This window comes from Thalassospira marina (genome assembly GCF_002844375.1).
Taxonomy (GTDB): Bacteria; Pseudomonadota; Alphaproteobacteria; order Rhodospirillales; family Thalassospiraceae; genus Thalassospira; species Thalassospira marina.
Map to the genome: position 1 here is coordinate 3,964,961 of NZ_CP024199.1, position 18,200 is coordinate 3,983,160.

Genomic DNA, 18,200 nt, shown 5'->3' on the forward strand with positions numbered 1-18,200 from the left:
TTTTACATCCTGCCAACGTGGCTGCGGCAATTAAACTGCCACAGCACATTGATCATGCCTTAAATTTCCGGTCCCTTGCTGAAATCGATATCGGCAAAGGCGGCTTCAAATCCGGCATTTTCCATTTGTTTGTGCCTGGCCTTTCCTTCGCCTGCCCCATATTCAGCCATGACCTGATAAACCGGGCCATCATTGGTCGAAATAGACTGATAAAGGCAGAATTTATCAACGTGAAAGACCCGGCTGGTAACATCGGCATGGTCAACAACCGCCTGCTCGACCACAGCCCGATGGGCCGAACGATTACGCCCCAGTGTGATATGCGGGGCGAATTTTCGCTGTTCCAACTGCCCTGATATATCTTCACACGCCAAAAGGGCGCTTTCCACCCGCTGCGCTAACTGCCCTAGCAAGGGCTGGTTTTGCACGGCGGCCCATAAAATGCGGGCCTTTTTATCCGTGCCAAACATACCAAGCCCGGCAATTTTCAGGTCAAAACCGTCAAAACCGATCGCCATCAGGGCATCGTCAATGGTGCCCGCCACATGCCTGTCATCGACATTGCCGATGAATTTCAGGGTTAAATGCATGTTTTCAGGCGTTTGGGCCTCAAGCCCGCGAATGGCCCGGGCAATAGGATAAAGGTCTTCGGCAATATCAGCCGGAATGGGGATGCCGACAAAAAGGCGCATCATCACCCTCGTTCATAAAAATTGGCACAACGGACGATCATGTTGCATTCCCGGCCATCGGCAAAATACCGCAATATGGAGGGGAATGTCTGATCCCGTTATGAGGCCGGGGGCGGACTGGCCTTGGCGGCAGTACCGGGCAACGGCACAAAATCATCCTCCCCGGGAACCGGCGTAAACCGCTGATTTTGCCAGTCATCCTTGGCTTTCTGGATGCGATCCTTACTGGTGGAGACAAAATTCCACCAGATATGCCGGTGGCCCAAAGGCACCCCGCCCAACAACATCACACGGCAATGGTTTTCCGCAACGATATCGGGAATTTCATCTGGTGCGATATAAACAAAACTGAAGGCTTCGTGCCGGGTACCATCAATGCGCAAGGCCCCTTCGATCACATAAAGCGCGGCTTCCTGGTTTTCACCGGGCAACAATAACTGCGCACCACCATCCATATGCACATCAAGGTAAAACAGCTTTGATTTTACCGGTACCGGCGCGCTATGCCCAAAGGCCTCGCCCGCGATCAGGCGCATATGCAGGCCTGATTCATGGATCACCGGCAAATCATCCTTGCGGATATGGGTGAAATCGGGCGCGCATTCCTCGTCTGCCTCGGGCAGGGCGCACCATAGCTGCAATCCATGCAGGTTGTGGTCCGAATGGCGCAAATCCGATGTTTCACGTTCGGAATGGACAATGCCGCGGCCCGCCGTCATCCAGTTCAAATCACCCGGCGTAATTTCCAGCTTATTGCCCAGGCTATCATTATGCAGAATGGCACCTTCAAACAGGTAGGTCACTGTTGCCAGGCCGATATGGGGATGGGGTGGCACATCAACGCCATTTCCCGCCTCAAAACTTACCGGGCCCATATGGTCAAAAAACACGAACGGCCCAACCGACCGGCATTCCCTTTGCGGCAAAAGGCGCCGCACGGACATACCCTCCAGGTCGGTTTCCTTCCCTGAAACGACAACTACCATACGACGCCTCCTTTTGTCCGGCGGTATCCATGATGCCCCGTTGTGCCCCGGCGGCATTATCACCACCGGGGCCACAACCAGGCATATTCTCCGATACTGGCGTACCTGCGCTTACGGGCAGGGGTTCGGCCAGCAGGTCTGGATGTTTTCAATTTCGGCCAGCACATCATCCGAAAGCGTGATGTCAGCAGAACCGATATTGATTTTAAGCTGCTCCATCGAGGTAGCCCCGATGATGTTTGATGTCAGGAACTGACGCGAATTGACATAGGCCAGCGCCATCTGGGACGGATCAAGCCCGTTATCCTTTGCCAGTTTGACATAGGCTTCGGTTGCCTTGATGCCATTTTCCTTAAGATAACGGCCAAAATATTGCGGCCAGATGGTGCTGCGTGCGCCTTCCGGTTTGGCACCATCAATGTACTTGCCCGAAAGCGCGCCACCGCCCAGCGGCGAATAGGCCAAAAGGCCGGCATCTTCGCGAATGGAGCATTCAGCCAGACCAACCTCGTAGGTGCGGTTCAGCAGGCTATAGGGGTTCTGAACGGAAACAACACGCGGCCAGCCTTTTTTCTCGGCCAGTTCCAGAAATTTCATCAACCCCCACGGGGTTTCGTTCGACAGGCCGATATGGCGCACCTTGCCAGCCTTGACCAGTTCATCAAGGGCGGAAAGGGTTTCCTCGATCGGGGTGAATTCCTCGTTCTCATCATGGTCGTAGCCCAGCTTGCCAAAGAAGTTGGAATTACGATCCGGCCAGTGCAGCTGATAAAGATCGACATAATCGGTCTTCAGGCGCGACAGCGACCCGTCAATGGCAGTAAAAATCTGGTCACGGGTCAGGCGGGGACCACCACGCACATAGGGAAAACGCTCTGCCGGACCGACAATTTTGGTGGCAATCACCAGATCATCGCGTTTGCCGCGTTTTTCCAGCCAGTTACCGATAATGGTTTCGGTCTTGGTGAAGGTTTCTTCCATCGCCGGGACCGGGTACATTTCGGCAGTATCGATAAAATTGATATCGTTACTGGTGGCGTAATCAAGCTGTTCAAAGGCTTCTTCCTGGGTATTTTGCTGCCCCCAGGTCATGGTTCCAAGGCAGATAACGCTGACATTGATGTCAGTACGGCCCAAACGGCGGTATTCCATACTAAAAGTCCCCTTTTGGCGGCCCTGGTGGCGGGCCACTTCATTTTGGAAATAGTGTGAATATATCCTGCCGTGCCGACAATGAAACCGCTAGCACCGATTTTTCATGAGATTTCATTGCGATATCACATGAACAGCGTCAGAACTCCCGTATAGGCGTAAAAACGGTCGTTACAAATTTCACCATTTCCGTAAAAACCGGTTAATGGCAAATCGCCCAATTCTTCCTGAATGATCATCATTTCGCGATTTTCGGTGCCAAACAGGTGCGGCCCGCGCGCGACACAACTGCAATACACCGCACCACGCGGGCGGCCGGGCAAACGGCGCTGCAAATCCGCCAGCATCCGGCGCAAATCCTGTTCGGCAGTGGCACTATCGCGGCGGACAAACCGCACCGCATCCCCCGGTCGGGCATCATCATTGACCGCCATCAGGTTATTTTGCGGGTCAACCCCCATCAGGTTGCGCACCACAAAATCGCCGGTATCAGTACCCGGCACCATGAACGCAACATGATACCGCCCTGTGCCAATCTGGGCACCTGCCCCACCCTCACCACCGGGTTTACTACCGGGATTAAGGGTAAAGCCGTTTTCATCCGATGCCAGTTCATCGGCAAAAACCTGATAGGCGGGCTTGTCATCAAGCATTGAAATGATGCCACCCCGCCCCTCGGTCACGCGGTGAACCGGGCCAATGGGGGAACAGGCCTGGCTTAACCCCACCTGCACCACGGTATCACCGGCAAACAAAACACCCGAAAGCCCGCCATGCGTGACTTTATTGGCAATCTGCGATGCGCCCTTTTCTCCCCCTGCACCAACGCCTCCAACCAGATAGGTCGATCCGACACGCGCCAGTTCCGGCAGCAGTTTCAGGGCTTCGGGCACGCCGGGATCGGCATGGACCAGGCCAAATAATGGCTCAAGCCGGGCAATGGCATCCTGCAAGGGGGCTTCATCGATATCGGCATCAATACGAATGGGATCAAAAATGTGAAACCGTTCAGGCGCCAGCGGGGCGATCATGACAGAGGCCGCAGGCACCCCGAAATAGGCACGGCCCGGCCCGCAAACACCCACACCCGATGTACCAACCCAAAATTCAACGCCAAGGCGGGATCGCAAAAAGGTCAGGATGCTGCCGATGTCCCCGGCAAGGGGTTCCGATACATATAAAAAGGCCAGGCCATCGGGAATATCTCCCTGACGTTCCAGCTTTTCGGCCAGTTCGGATGAAATTGCCGCCCAGTGTTCTCCGCTGGCATGTGCCGCAATAAATTCAGCGCTCATAACCCTTCCCCGTTCCCTGGTCGCAGTGCATCACTAGAACGCCCACCTATATGCTGCCCGTACACAGGCAATATTCCACCCGCACCGGGCCAGCGAAACATGCCTGTATCAGGCAACGCAATTTCATCACGCCAGCAGGCCTTGGCGCAAGCATTGAACCAGCCCTTTAGCCATCCAGGTGCTTTTGCCCCCGATTATTCCGCTTATCCGCGTAAAATCCCCCGCAACAGGATCAATCACCGCCCCTTATATATTGCCAGCCTCTATTACCCGGCCTGAATGCAAGGGACAATGCAGCAGCTTCAAAAAGTGTGAAAACTGCCGTGCGCCTTAGCTGACATGGCGGCGCAAAAGCTCCATCGCCGCGTTTAGCTGCGTCATGCGCTGGTGTGACCCATAATTACTATCCGGGTGATGGATGGCGGCCAGCACCCGATATTTGCTGCGAATTGCCTTGGCATCCGGCCGCGCCCCTGGGGGAAAGCCCATCACATGCAGGGCATCGTTATAAGTGCTCACCCCGCGATCCAGCGGGTCAAATGCCAGGTTATGCACAATCTGGCGCAGGCGCTCGACCTCCTCGCGGGATTGAAGCAGTTCGGCGGGTGGCTGGGTTACGCGTTTTTTAAGATCGGCTATTTCCTGCAGGGCGCGCTTCTCAGCCGCCAGCACATCTGGCCGGTCCACGCGGATGCGTACATCGCCCCCTTCAAAATCCAGCGCCATTTTCAATGCCTTACGCACTGTTGTAATGGCATATCCCGATGGCAGGCGCAGTTGCAGGCGCGGTTTGCGCCGCCAGGGACGGCCTTCCGCCGGGCCGGATTTCAACACAATGGTTTCACGGTCACCCGGTGGGGGATCACCCGGGTCGTCATAGGCTTCGATCACGTCTTTTGGCACAATCAACATCACGGAACGCGCCAGATCGGCGGCATTTACCTCGCGCCGCGTCGCCAGATCAAGAACCGCATCCCGAAATGCACTGGCACAGGGGATGGTGTAAGACTGCTTAACTGTTTGCGACGCCATGAAGCCCCTTGTCACACAAACCAGTGAAAACGGTTGCAGTATACGCAAAACACTGCGCCCCGGCCCATTTCCTGCTGGACGAAAAGTTTAGGCGACGGTCTTTTACCGCGCAACTACAAAAGTAGACAAACTTGAATCGCTTCCGAGTCAAAATTCGTGCCCGACCGGCCAGATTATGCCTGACCGCGCGCAAATACAGACGTCAAAATCAAAATAAGCATCTGAAAATAAATAATAATTCTACGAATGAAGTAGAACTCAGCGCCATTCTTGAAATGCATAACAAATCATTAACACAAACCCAGCCAGCTATGCACGCACCTAAAAATCGGCGCTTTGCCCAAGCCCAAACTGAAAAATAATCAAGTAAATACAGATAGTTAATAGACACACACAGGCAAAGCCGCAAAACCAGCCCCGGTTAAGCTTTGAAGCCGGATTTTGTTTCGGTTTGCGGTCTAATTTTCGCAAATTCGCTTCCCGATGGAGGAACGCACGCGAGCAAGCGATCAAAAATCTACAAATGCAGTTACGATTTTGGGAATCAAAACACAGCCGAAAGTAAACAAGGTATTAACAAGCACAATTTCAAGGCCAAAACCGGCATTTTTTGCAGATTTTTTTGAAATTTCAGCATTTCTCAGCACCTGCGAAAACGGCATAATACATTGTTAAATAACAAAAATATGCAGATCCACGTCATAACAGCCAGTCAGAAAAGGCGTCGCACCCAAATTGTTACAACATCGATATGAAAACTATCTACTTTTGTAGTTTTTGGCTTTCAACGGGATAAAAATTTACCACTTTAAACACTGTTAAAGATGCTTCTGGATAAATTTTCACCGCCAAGGTCTTATTCCCACGATGTTTTTTGAATTTTCCCGGCATCAAGCCATGCATTTTTGCGCGTATGTCATCACGCTTTTGGGCCAAAAGCCGCATCCTCTACCCGTCAACAGGTGGCAAAAGCATCAACAATCTGAATTTATTCCTTTTATAACAACATCTTGCACACCATCCTATCCATTCCCTGCTACGCACAGCCATGAACATCACGCAGGCATATATGGCGCCAACAGCAAACCTGCAGGACATAACAAAAGCCGGACGCACGATCCTTCGCACATCCGGCCTGTTATAGAAGTCACCCACATGTCGGCTTTGTCAGGGGGCATCCCCGCACCGGGCGAATTCCAGCGCCCGTCTTCAAACCTCAAACCCTTGAAAATCAGGCACGATCAGGGAAGGGCTTTGACGATAGAGGGGGTAATTTTACCAACAATTACATCCACGCCCTTGGCATTGGGGTGCATACCATCCTGCTGGTTCAGGGCGGGGTCGGCAACAACGCCATCAAGGAAAAAGGGGTAAAGCGGCAGGTTATATTTGGCGGCAAGGTCAGGATAAATGGCGTTAAATTCCTGGCCATATTCCTTACCCATATTGGGCGGTGCCATCATGCCAACCAGAAGGACGGCTGTTTGTTGTGCCTGCAGCTTTTCAATGATCTGTTCAAGATTGGTGCGGGTTTGGGTCGGTTCCACACCCCGCAGCGCATCATTAGCACCAAGTTCAAGAACAACCAGGTCGGGTTTGTCCACCATTGCCCAATCAAGGCGCGCCAACCCGGCCGCTGTGGTATCACCGGAAACACCACTATTGATCACGCGTGCATTAACCCCGGCACTTTTAAGGGATTTTGCCAGATTGGGGGCAAAACCATCCTGTTCGGGCAGGCCATAACCGGCAATCAGGCTATCGCCAAACAGAACAATGGTGGATTGCGCCGCACCATTTTTACCCTCGGCCGAAGATTGCGCGGCAGCCGGGCGAAACAATACACAAACCGAAACGAAAGCCAGCAAGGCAAGCCCAACCGTAAATCGCCGCATAAAATCGCCCATAAAATGATCATTCCTGCCAGTAAAAGTGAAACTGTTAACACCAGGGCCTTGCCCCCCTGTGGATATTGACACATTTCTGCGGGTATTCATTGGCTTCCTCTTGTTATGCTGGCGCAATACCGGTGTTTCAGGGGTTTAAAAGGTATTTTGCACAGATTTTGATCAGCGCAACCGCCTTTTCCCCCTGTCAAATGCCTACCAAATCGCATTGGCGCAACCCTGACTGGAATTTTCATGCGTGATTCTGCTTCTGCCCCGTCTCTGTCATCGTCCGCCGATCAACCGGTAAGCACCGCTGGTGAAACCACGCGCCTGCCCATCAATGTCCGGGGCCTGAAACTAAGCCTGAAAGGACCGGCAGGCACGGTTGATATCCTGAAAAATATCGATCTTTCCATTCGTGCTGGCGAACGCGTCAGCCTGATCGGCCCTTCCGGGTCGGGGAAAACATCGCTGTTGATGGTCATTGCCGGGCTGGAACAAGCCCAGGACGGCACCATTGAAATTTGCGGCCATAACCTGCGCAAGCTTGGCGAAGATGGTTTGGCCCTGTTTCGCCGCCACCATGTCGGCATTGTTTTTCAGGATTTCCACCTGGTCCCATCCATGAGCGCGCTTGAAAACGTTGCCCTTCCCATGGAATTTGCGGGTCGCACCGATGCGTTTGAACGCGCCCGCGAGGAATTAACCGCCGTTGGCCTTGGCCACCGCATGGATCATTATCCCGGCCAGCTGAGCGGCGGGGAACAGCAACGCGTGGCCCTTGCCCGTGCGCTGGCGACCGACCCGGAATTATTACTGGCCGACGAACCCACAGGCAACCTGGACGGGAACACAGGCGAAACGATTATCCAGCTGTTGTTTGATCTGGCACGCAAGCGGGGTTCGACCCTGTTATTGATCACCCATGACGAAGGGCTGGCCGCCCGGTGTGACCGCGCCATTACCATGCGCGATGGCGTTATTGTTTCGACCGGGGAATCAGCATAATGGCTTCATCGTCATCGCAAAACCCTCGAACATCTCCATCCTCGACGGCCTCATTTTCACCGCCCAACCAGTGGGCCATGGCGTGGCGCGTGGCCCGGCGCGAATTGCGCGGTGGGTTGCGCGGCTTCTGGATCTTTCTGGCCTGCCTGGCACTTGGCGTTGGCACCATTGCCGCAGTTGGAAACGTTTCACAATCGGTATTGGGCGCGCTGGAACGTGATGGCCGCGCCCTTTTGGGGGGCGATATTGAAATCCAGCAGGTCAATATGCCCGCCAGCCCCGACCAGCAAAGCTGGTTTGCCGATAATGCACAACGGGTTGGGCAAATCGCGACCCTGCGGGCAACCGCCTATGGCAATGACCAGCGCCGCCTGGTAGAACTGAAAGCGGTTGACGACCAATATCCGCTTTTTGGACAGATTCAGTTGCAAAACGATGCCCCGTTTGCCGGCATTCTGGCTAAAAAAGATGGCCTTTGGGGCGGTGTTGCCGAGGCCGGCCTGCTGGAGCGCCTGAACATTAAAGTCGGCGACACCGTAAAACTGGGTGATACGGATATCCAGATCCGTGGCGTAATTACCAAGGAACCGGACAAGGCAATTGGTTTTCTTAATTTCGGCCCGCGCCTGATGGTTGCCCTGCCCGCTCTGGCCGATACCAGACTGGTCGTGCCGGGCAGCCTTGTGCATTATCATTATCTGATCGATCTGAAAAATGGCGACACGATTGATGCCTTTCGCACCCGGCTGGATGACGACTATGCCAGCGAAGGCTGGCGCATCCGCGATACCAACAATGCCAGCCCCGGCCTGAAACGCTTTATCGAACGCCTTACACTGTTTCTTACGCTTGTTGGCCTGTCAGCCCTGCTGGTGGGAGGGATTGGCGTTGCCAATGCCGTGCGCAGCCATGTCGAAAGCAAAACGTCTGTCATTGCCACGCTAAAATCGATTGGTGCAACACATGGGCTGGTTTTGCGCATCTATTTCCTGCAAATCCTTGCCATTGCCATTTTGGGCATTGTCATTGGCCTGTTCATTGGCGCACTTGCCCCCATGCTGGTTGCCCCCATTCTGGCCGATAAGCTGCCCATCGCCGTTACCGCAGCACCGGCCATGCCATCGCTGATCATTGCAACCGCATTTGGTATTCTCACCACACTTGTTTTCACCCTGCCATCGCTTTTGCGTGCCCGTGAAATTCCGGCAGCACGGCTGTTTCGCTCTGGTGCAGGGTTAAATGGCGGCGCGGTCCGCCGTAAAGATTTGCCAGTTCTTGCCGTTCCGCTGGTGCTTTTGCTGATATTAACCGTGGCAAGTGCCACCGATACCGCCATCGCCCTTGGCTTTATTGGCGCATCCATTGCCGCCATCGCCATTTTTGTGCTGGCGGGCCGCGTGGTTATATCGGTTTCAAAACGGTTTACCCATGGGCGCAATGCCTTTACCCGGCTGGCCCTGGCAAACCTGCACCGGCCGGGAACATCCACCGTTGCGGTAACCCTGTCGCTGGGATTGGGGTTAACCCTACTTGTGACAATCGCCAGCATCGAAGGCAATCTGAACCACGAAATCCAGGATCGCCTGCCGGAATCCGCCCCGGCGTTTTTCTTTCTTGATATCCGCCCTGACCAGATCGACCAGTTCCGCAGTGACCTGAAAAGCCAGCCTGACATTGGTGAAATCGAACAAACCCCAATGCTGCGCGGCCGTGTGGTGGCGTTAAACGGGGTGAATGCCAATGATATTCCCCCCGGTGATGATCGCTGGTTTTTGCGTGGGGACCGTGGCCTGACCTTTGCCACCACCCCACCCGAAGGCACCGTCATTACCCAGGGCAACTGGTGGCCTGATGATTACAATGATGCCAGCAAACCGCTGGTGTCACTAACAGCCGATATTGGTGCCAGCTTTAATCTGAAACCGGGCGATACCCTGACAGTCAATGTTCTGGGCCGTGACATTACCGCCGAAATCGCCAATCTGCGCGAGGTGGACTGGCAAAGCCTGCGCATGAATTTTGCCATGGTCTTTTCCCCCGGCCTGATCGACAAGGCCCCCTATAGCCTGATTGCCACCGCCCATATGCCGCCCAATATGGAAGAACCGGTTGATCGCCTGATCGGCAAGGACTTCCCCAATGTGTCCGCCATTCGCGTGCGCGAGGCACTGGAAGCCGCCAATACCATCCTGGCGGGCATTGGCATTGCCCTAAGTGCCACCAGTTCGATTGCCATTATCGCCGGGGTGCTGGTGCTGGCCGGGGCTGTGGCCGCAGGGCGGCGCAAACGCATTTATGATGCGGTTGTTCTTAAAACCCTGGGGGCAACGCGGGCCAACATCCTTTATGCCTATGCGCTGGAATACGGCATTCTGGGGCTTTCGACCGGGCTGATCGCCGCCCTGTTTGGCAGTGCAGCGGCCTGGGCGGTGCTGGTGCTGGTCATGGGGGCAAGCTGGACATTGCTTCCCGCTACCGTGCTGGGGCCAATCCTGATTGGGCTTATTGCAACGCTAAGTGCTGGTTTTATTGGCACCTGGCAGGCATTGCGCAGCCCGGCAGCGCCCATTTTGCGCAACGAATAAATGCTGCTTTAACCAAACCAAAAGGGCAGCATCCGATTGGGGTGCTGCCCTTTTTTGTGTCTGGTTACATCAGCCGCAAATCGCGCATTGCGCTGCAAAATAATTCTTCCGGTTACGATTCATTCCCCGGAATGAATGCGTTTATCCGCCATTACCCATTAAAACCCGACGCAACAGCATCACGCCATGTCACGCAAGGCACGGCGGACGATTTTGCCCGTGGCCGTCATTGGCAATGCCTCGACAAAGGCAAATTCACGGGGATATTCATGCGCGCCCAACCGGGTGCGGACAAAATCGGACAGGTCATCTTTGATGTCGTCCTGATCGTTCTGACCATTCAGCGCATCATCAAGCACGACAAAGGCCTTGATAATCTGCCCGCGTAACGGGTCATCCTTGCCAACCACACCTGCCATGCGCACCGCCGGGTGGGCGATCAGGCAATCTTCAATTTCGCCAGGACCAATACGATATCCAGCCGAACTGATGACATCATCCTCGCGCCCGACAAAACGAATGAAGCCATCCGCCCCCATGGTGCCCAAATCACCGGTCACCATCCAGTCGCCAATGAATTTGGCTTTGGTCGCGGCCTCGTTTCGCCAGTAATGCAAAAACATCACCGGGTCCGGGCTGCGCACCGCGATCATGCCAACGCTGCCCGGTGCCATTTCGGCCCCGGTTTCATCAATAATGCCAATATCATGGCCCGGCACGGCACGGCCCATGCTGCCTGCCTGCGTCACATTCAGGCGATGGGCGGAACTGACAATCATGTTGCATTCCGTCTGGCCGTAAAATTCATTGATCGTCAGGCCAAAGGTATCGCGCCCCCATTGCAGCATTTCCGCCCCCAGGGTTTCACCACCACTGGCGATCGTGCGCAAATCGCAACGATGTGCCGCAAGCTGCTCTGGCGGTGCGGCACGCATCATTTTCAGTGCGGTTGGCGGCAAAAAGGCATTGCGCACGCCATATTCCGCCATCAGGGCAAAGGCACGTTCGGGGCTGAATTTTTCAAACCGGTGTGCCACAACCGCCACCCCGTGGTGCCAGGCTGGCAATAACACATCCAGCAACCCGCCAATCCACGCCCAGTCCGCAGGCGTCCAGATCAAATCGCCCGGCTGGGGGAACAGGTCGTGGGACATTTCAACACCGGGCAAATGCCCCAGCAACACCCGATGGGCATGAAGTGCGCCTTTGGGCTGGCCGGTGGTGCCCGATGTATAAATGATCAGGGCCGGGTCATCGGCACGGGTAACAACCGGTGTGAAGGCATCACTGGCTTCGTAACTTAGCGCCTTGAAATCCAGGCAATCGTCGGGTTTGCCATCAATCACATAGACATGTTCAAGGGCGGGTAGCAAATCGCGGATTTCGGCTATTTTGCGCGCGCCAGCCAAATCGGTGACCAATGCCCGCGCGGCACAGTTACCCAGCCGGTATTCCAGCGCGTCTACCCCAAACAGGGTAAATAGCGGTACGGCAATAGCACCGAGCTTATAGGTCGCGATATGGGAAATGGCGGTTTCCGGGCATTGCGGCAGCAATATTGCCACACGATCGCCACGGGTGATGCCATGGCGGGCCAATACGTTTGCGAAACGATTGGACAGGCGGCGCATCTGGGCAAAGCTGTAATCCCGGCGTGTGCCATCGGCCCGCCGATGAATAAGGGCCAATCGTGCCGGGTCATCTGCCCATTTGTCGCAGGCATCAACGCCGATATTGTAAAATTCCGGCACCTTCCAGGAAAAATCCCGGTTAAGGGCCGCATAATCTGGTGCTGCTGGCAGCATGTTTCCCCCTGCCTGTTCCCGCCTTGCCCTTTTCGGGTCTGTCTGCTGGCGGGTGATTGTTATCGCACGCATCGTAAAATGGAACGCGCGGAAATTGAACTGCCTTATTTATTTTTCTAATATAAAAGCCACGCCTAATTTGTTGGTGCCAGCAGGAAGGTAAAGTTCGAAGGTTGGCCTGCATCGCTGCGTGCCGTGCTGTGGCAGCCAAGGCACGACCCCACCGCCTGATCCTGAATGAAGCTTTCCATTGTCAGGTTGCTTAAAAAACGGGGCACTTCGCCAACGCCAAAGGGCGCACCGCCGATATTGCCAATCCATTGCGTGCCAACCAAAAAATAATTGGCCCAAACCGCCCCCTGCAGTTGCGCATGCCATTTTGCGTTGGTTTCCTGTGTGCCTTCAAATACCTGCCAGCAACGCACCAGTTGCGAGGGCGGCAATGCCTCGCCCAGGGCATTTACCGCATAGGGGGGCTTATCATCCCACAGGGCCTTTATGGTGATGCCCCGGTTAACCGCCCTTGCAGGCAATGCCGCCATTTGCCCGGTTGCAGATTGTTCACTGGCAAAGGGTGAAGCCGCCATGCCAAACAGGTTAAATCGTTTTGGTTTGGCAATATCATCAAGGGGGGCCGATGCAGGTTCTGGCCGTTTAAAACCAAGTTTGCCCTTTTTCACGCCCGGCAGGTAACAGCCGTCGGGAAACAGGTTTTTGGCAATGAAACTGTTGGGTCGGCGGGCATTTCCGGCAAGGGGCGCATTGGCGACATGCTCAAAGGTTGACCATATCCAGCGATCGCCATTGCCGCTCACCACCCGTTGCACCAGATGCATGCCGATCAGGCCCACCGTTTCCTCCCGGCACCGGGCTTTGCCGGAAACGGAACTTTGCGCCGAAACAAATATACGTGCCTTGCGGGTTAGAAATGCGCCATTCGTCCCGCTATCCCTTGACGCGTCCTCCTGCGGCAAAATACGCCATGCCAGCTTGATCAGGGTTGCACCGGGGCCGGGTTGTGCTGTGGTTTGGGCTGCGGATGCAGGTGCGGATTTGGTAAAACCCTTTAAAGCCGGATCATGGCTGACGTGATCAGTGCGTTGCGGAAACGAAATATCCGCCCCGGCATCGGCATAGCGCGCACGCCCGTCAAAGCTGCCCAGGCCATTGGCGCGAATGTAACGGGCGGCAGCCTCGTTCATGCGGGTTTCATACAAAACGTAATTCCCCGCCTGATCGATCAGCACATCGCCGGTTGCCTGATGAAACCCTTCCAGCAACACATAGCCATCAGCAGCGCCAACACCATCCGGTTGCGCGGCGAGCACGCCGCCATCAATATCCGCCTGTGTTACCTTCCCTTGCAATTGCCGGGATGAAACCCCACCCGTTAGCTGATCAAAACCTGCCATATCGCCACTGGCGCAGGCGGCACGGGCGGTTTGTGTCGCCGGATCGGCAAATTCACCATGTATCACATCATCCCGGCGCACCAGGCGCTGCCAGCGCGGCACCAAACCCGGGTCAGGGTGCAATGCAGCCTGATAGGATACAGCTTGCCCTGCCGACGTCATCGGCCAGGTCATCGCGATAAAGGATTGCCAGGAAAACCGGTCAAACGGCGCCTGGGATTCCGGCCCGACAAACCGGTAAATGAAATTGGCATCAAATTCGGAAACATCAGCAGGCAGAGTCGGGCAAGGATGCTGCGCCAGGGCTGCATCGGCGCAAAATTCGCCAGAAGCCTGATCACTTTGTTTTGATGGTGAAACATTAACCGGCTGCGCCGCCTCAACCGGGAAAACCATAAAATTGCCCAAAAGCAGGCTTGCTGCAATGATTCCGGTTTTGGCCGAATATATTGCATTTTTCAAAATATTATTGTTTTTCAATTCCATAGCGAAGCCCCTATTCCCCTGGAATTTGCCTACGCCCGCCAGCCACCCCAACTATAGCGGGAAATTCGAGACAATTTTTATTTTGTCATATTTCCAAATGTGAACAAAATCACAAGGCATTGATGCACCATTGCGTGCAAAAGCCTGCAATCGTTGCTTTTCAGGCAAATCCTGCCATATTTTGACCAGTGACGGATTGTAAAAGCAATCCCGCTCAATCTGGATCATATGAGGGAATTCAATGGCTTTCGAAACGCAACGACGCGGCTATTCTGTCTCGGCTAGCCAGTCAGCGGCCGACATTGATGCCGGTCTTCGGACCTATATGCTGCGCGTCTACAACTATATGGCGTCTGCGCTGGCCCTGACGGGGATCGTCGCAATGGCCGCCTCAAGCAGCCCGGCTTTCATGCAGGCTGTATTCGGTTCGGGTCTGTCCTGGGTCGTAATGCTGGCACCGTTTGCGCTGGTCATGGTTCTTAGCTTTGGCATTCACAAAATGAGCATGCCGGCCGCACAGGCCGTGTTCTGGGCCTATGCCGCACTGATGGGGCTGTCGCTGTCTTCGATCTTCCTGGTTTATACCGGTGAAAGCATCGCGCGCACCTTCTTCATCACGGCGGGTACTTTTGGTGCCATGAGCCTTTATGGCTACACCACCAAAAAGGACCTTGCCGCCTGGGGCAGCTTCCTGTTCATGGGTCTGATCGGCCTGATCATTGCCAGCGTGGTCAATATCTTCCTTGGCAGCACCATGTTGCAGTTTGTCATCTCGGCTGCCGGTGTTCTGATCTTCACCGGTCTGACCGCCTATGACACCCAGCGCATCAAGGAAAGCTACTGGGAAGGTGACGACACCACCACCGCAGGCAAAAAGGCCATTTTCGGCGCCCTGCAGCTCTATCTTGATTTCATCAACCTGTTCATCATGCTGCTGCGTTTCTTTGGTAATTCGCGCAACTAACAGGTCTGATCCGGGATTGGCCAACCACAGGTAACTGTGCCCCACCCCGATGATGAAACACAAACACCCCGCGCCACTGGCTGCGGGGTGTTTTGTTTTCTGACAAACGAACCGCTTTGACGTGATAGGGCCGGTAACGTCTGCGGACTGCGCCCAAAGGCTGGGGATACCTCCATGCCCTCCTCCTGCTCAGGCGAAAGCCCACAAGGCCCTTCTGACGGCCCTGAAAGCCAGTAAGCAGATAAATGCAGGTAAGCTAGCTGGTGGCCTTAGCAGACCGCTGGGCATCGACAGCGCCATCGCTGCCATCTTCACCCGCGCTGATTTCCGTCATTGCCGCTTCAACACGCATTTGCCCGCCAAGGGCCGTGCGCGCGGCAGAGCGGGCACCGGCTTCCTCAAGGTTTTGCTGTGCCTGGATGAAGTTCATTTTTGCTGTACGCAAAATGCTGACATCGCTGTTTTCCCGGCCCTGCATCGCCTGCACTGTCGCCAGGGCAAACATCGCCCTGCCCCACAAATACTGGTTTTCGCGCCGGGAACAGACCTTAAGCGTTGCCTGAAAGAACGGAATGATGCTTTCAAACTGAACGCCGGTTTTTGCCAGTTCGCCATGGGCAATCAGGGAATCGCCCAGGTGATAGGCAATCAGCCCATATAATACCGGGTGGTTTTTGGCATCACTTGCGCCAAGTGCGCGGCGTAAATGGTTTACCGCCTCTGCCGCAAGGTCGGCATTCTGGGATTCGCGGGCATGGGCACAGCAGGCCTCGCCAAGGCGCATCTGGCAGATTGCCTTGGTTACCGCCGCCCCCGCCGCATATTCAAAACGGTGAAACAGGATACGCCAAACCTCGACCGCCATCATGGAAACCCGGCTGGCCGAACTGCCCAATGCCGCCCAGTTCAACAAATGCCCGTAAAGCGCCAACACCGCGACATGTTCGGATCGCAGTTGTTCCACCCCGGACGTACCCGCCAGCGAAATGCGCAATGCCAGGGCATCACGGTCCATATCGGCGTCAAAGCCCAGGCTTTCGGCAACAAGGGGTTCCAGGGCCTCTGCCCCAAGCTGGCACCAGCTACGATCACCATTTTCCGCCAAGGCAAGGCAGGCCGTGGCAAAGGCCAGGCTGGTGCCATCACCGCATTCCTGAACGAAGTCGTAATTACGAACCCGGTCCTGCTGCCCTTCCAGGGATTTGGCCATACGTGCGGAAATTTCATTGCGCGTGGCGGCATCATCGGCCCGGCGCAGGCTTTCGGCCAGCAGCAGCAGTTTCAGGGCTTCGGCAAAATCTTCGGCCAGTGGCAGGGTAAAGCTGTATTTCTGCGCCAAAAACAGTTCATGGGGGGAAAAGCTGTTCTGTTTGCTGGCAAACCAAAGTGACAGATGTTTCTGGTCGCCCGTCACCGCCCCCCAGACAAGCGATGTGCAGTTTTGCCGCAGGGCCGCATTCCAGGCCCAGTTCTGGGCGTCCCTTACGGCGTGGAACGGGTCAACGGTGTCACTGCTGATCGAGATATGCTGGGAAACAGCCACAAAATCATAGCCGGAAAAACCCGACAGGCTGGACTTGATGCTGGCACCAAGGTCGAGTCCTTCCGCGCCGAAATCGGCAAGGCCGCAAATGCCCTGCCCGTTTCCGCCATTTCGTTTCGTATATGCTGCCAGTGGATTAGGTACAGACTCGCCCTGTACCATCCCGAACACCGCCCGGAACACCAAACCCAGTGTCGACCAGAAGCCGGCCATTCTCCCCATTCCCTTTTGGCAAGACATTGACATGCAATGAAAACCGCATCATCCAACGGTATCATCAGATGCAAAAACTCAACCGTCAATTATTGGCAGAGCATAATTGAGCCATACGAAAGAATAGGAATCAACCGTGATACTTTCAACCCCAGGGGCGCTTGCGGCTTCGGGTTGAATTTTTGGTCGCGCCTGCCATTTCCCGCAATTTCGCAATCCGGTTTTCCATGGATGGATGGGTGGCAAAAAGACTGTCCATGCCTTTGCCCGATAACGGGTTGGCAATATACATATGCGCCGTTGCCGGGTTACGTTCGGCATCGGGGTTGGGCACACTGTGCACGCCATGGTCGAGCCGCGCCAGCGCATCGGCCAGCCACAGGGGATGATCGCAAATTTCCGCACCGATTCGGTCGGCTTCATATTCACGGGTACGCGAAATGGCCATTTGCACCAAACCTGCTGCCATCGGCGCAAGCAGGGCGACCAAGATCATGCCAAACCCACCCAGCGGGTTATTGTTGTTTTCACGGTGACCACCAAAAATACCGGCAAACATGGCAAAGTTCGCCAGGGCCGAAATCGCCCCTGCCAGGGTTGCCGTGATCGTCATGGTCAGGGTATCGCGGTTTTTGACATGCGCCAGTTCGTGGGCCATGACCCCGGCAATTTCATTGGCATTTAACAATTGCAGCAGCCCGGTGGTGGCCGCAACGGCGGCATTTTCGGGGTTACGCCCGGTGGCAAAGGCATTGGGCTGGGGATTGTCGATAATATAAACCTTGGGCATTGGCAGATCAGCCCGGTGCGCCAGCTGGCGAACAATCCCCACCAGTTCCGGGGCGGTATTTTCATCCACCTGCCGGGCACGGCGCATCCGCAGCACCATGCTGTCAGAATTCCAATAGGCAAAGATATTCATGCCGCCGGCAAATAGCAGCGCAATGATCATGCCCTGCTGGCCGCCAATCATCATGCCGACCACGCCAAAAAGCGCGGTAATCCCCGCCAGCAGCATTCCGGTCCGCACATAATTCATTCTGGTCTTCCTCCATTCAGGCTTATCGACCAGAAGATAGGTTATTTCAAAATCTGCACAAGCCACCGCAAAACGGAATGTGACTTAGGTCGCAAATCC

At 55.0% G+C, this 18,200-nt stretch carries 14 protein-coding genes; 3 read left to right on the forward strand and 11 right to left on the reverse strand.

The features are described 5' to 3' along the window. Window positions 1–59: 59 nt before the first annotated feature. The 7 genes from thpR to CSC3H3_RS18080 all read right to left on the reverse strand — a co-directional run bounded on the left by thpR (window position 60) and on the right by CSC3H3_RS18080 (window position 7,064). Window positions 60–695 carry an RNA 2',3'-cyclic phosphodiesterase gene (gene thpR, locus CSC3H3_RS18045; protein ID WP_245881177.1) on the reverse strand — a complete coding sequence of 212 codons (636 nt, stop codon included), beginning with the start codon at window positions 693–695 and terminating at the stop codon, window positions 60–62. A 95-nt stretch (window positions 696–790) separates the two neighbouring features. Next, window positions 791–1,678, reverse strand: a complete 888-nt coding sequence (locus CSC3H3_RS18050; protein ID WP_101285727.1) for a pirin family protein — start codon at window positions 1,676–1,678, stop codon at window positions 791–793. A 111-nt stretch (window positions 1,679–1,789) separates the two neighbouring features. Continuing rightward, window positions 1,790–2,830, reverse strand: coding sequence for an NADP(H)-dependent aldo-keto reductase (locus tag CSC3H3_RS18055; RefSeq protein WP_101285728.1), 1,041 nt, complete (start codon window positions 2,828–2,830; stop codon window positions 1,790–1,792). Between the two features lie 125 nt (window positions 2,831–2,955). Next, entirely contained in the window at window positions 2,956–4,125 is a 1,170-nt protein-coding gene (locus tag CSC3H3_RS18060; protein WP_101285729.1) for an FIST signal transduction protein, read from the reverse strand. Between the two features lie 330 nt (window positions 4,126–4,455). Next, on the reverse strand, window positions 4,456–5,157 hold the full coding sequence (locus CSC3H3_RS18070; RefSeq protein WP_101269063.1) for a J domain-containing protein: 702 nt from the start codon (window positions 5,155–5,157) through the stop codon (window positions 4,456–4,458). A gap of 762 nt (window positions 5,158–5,919) precedes the next feature. Beyond that, window positions 5,920–6,093 (reverse strand): hypothetical protein, encoded by a 174-nt coding sequence (locus CSC3H3_RS18075; protein ID WP_157831950.1) that lies wholly within the window; start codon window positions 6,091–6,093, stop codon window positions 5,920–5,922. A 305-nt stretch (window positions 6,094–6,398) separates the two neighbouring features. Next, complete coding sequence (locus tag CSC3H3_RS18080; RefSeq protein ID WP_101285732.1) at window positions 6,399–7,064, reverse strand: arylesterase; 666 nt, start codon at window positions 7,062–7,064, stop codon at window positions 6,399–6,401. Window positions 7,065–7,298: 234 nt separating this feature from the next. Here CSC3H3_RS18080 and CSC3H3_RS18085 point away from each other — a divergent pair, with 234 nt between their 5' ends. Continuing rightward, window positions 7,299–8,054, forward strand: a complete 756-nt coding sequence (locus tag CSC3H3_RS18085; protein ID WP_101285733.1) for an ABC transporter ATP-binding protein — start codon at window positions 7,299–7,301, stop codon at window positions 8,052–8,054. A 77-nt stretch (window positions 8,055–8,131) separates the two neighbouring features. Further along, a complete protein-coding gene (locus CSC3H3_RS18090; RefSeq protein WP_157831951.1) occupies window positions 8,132–10,639 on the forward strand; it encodes an ABC transporter permease in 2,508 nt (835 codons plus the stop codon). Window positions 10,640–10,818: 179 nt separating this feature from the next. Here the strand turns inward: CSC3H3_RS18090 and CSC3H3_RS18095 are convergent, their stop codons facing one another. Continuing rightward, the gene (locus CSC3H3_RS18095) at window positions 10,819–12,444 is read right to left on the reverse strand and encodes an acyl-CoA synthetase (RefSeq protein WP_101285735.1); all 1,626 of its coding nucleotides are present in this window, start codon (window positions 12,442–12,444) and stop codon (window positions 10,819–10,821) included. Between the two features lie 134 nt (window positions 12,445–12,578). Next, window positions 12,579–14,342, reverse strand: coding sequence for a hypothetical protein (locus CSC3H3_RS18100; RefSeq protein ID WP_101285736.1), 1,764 nt, complete (start codon window positions 14,340–14,342; stop codon window positions 12,579–12,581). A 241-nt stretch (window positions 14,343–14,583) separates the two neighbouring features. On the opposite strand from CSC3H3_RS18100, the gene CSC3H3_RS18105 reads away from it, so the two are divergent. After that, window positions 14,584–15,306 carry a Bax inhibitor-1/YccA family protein gene (locus CSC3H3_RS18105; protein WP_101269048.1) on the forward strand — a complete coding sequence of 241 codons (723 nt, stop codon included), beginning with the start codon at window positions 14,584–14,586 and terminating at the stop codon, window positions 15,304–15,306. Between the two features lie 256 nt (window positions 15,307–15,562). On the opposite strand, the gene CSC3H3_RS18110 is transcribed toward CSC3H3_RS18105, so the two are convergent. Further along, window positions 15,563–17,062 (reverse strand): hypothetical protein, encoded by a 1,500-nt coding sequence (locus CSC3H3_RS18110; RefSeq protein ID WP_101285737.1) that lies wholly within the window; start codon window positions 17,060–17,062, stop codon window positions 15,563–15,565. A gap of 145 nt (window positions 17,063–17,207) precedes the next feature. Next, complete coding sequence (htpX, locus tag CSC3H3_RS18115; RefSeq protein ID WP_101285738.1) at window positions 17,208–18,101, reverse strand: zinc metalloprotease HtpX; 894 nt, start codon at window positions 18,099–18,101, stop codon at window positions 17,208–17,210. Window positions 18,102–18,200 lie beyond the last annotated feature (99 nt).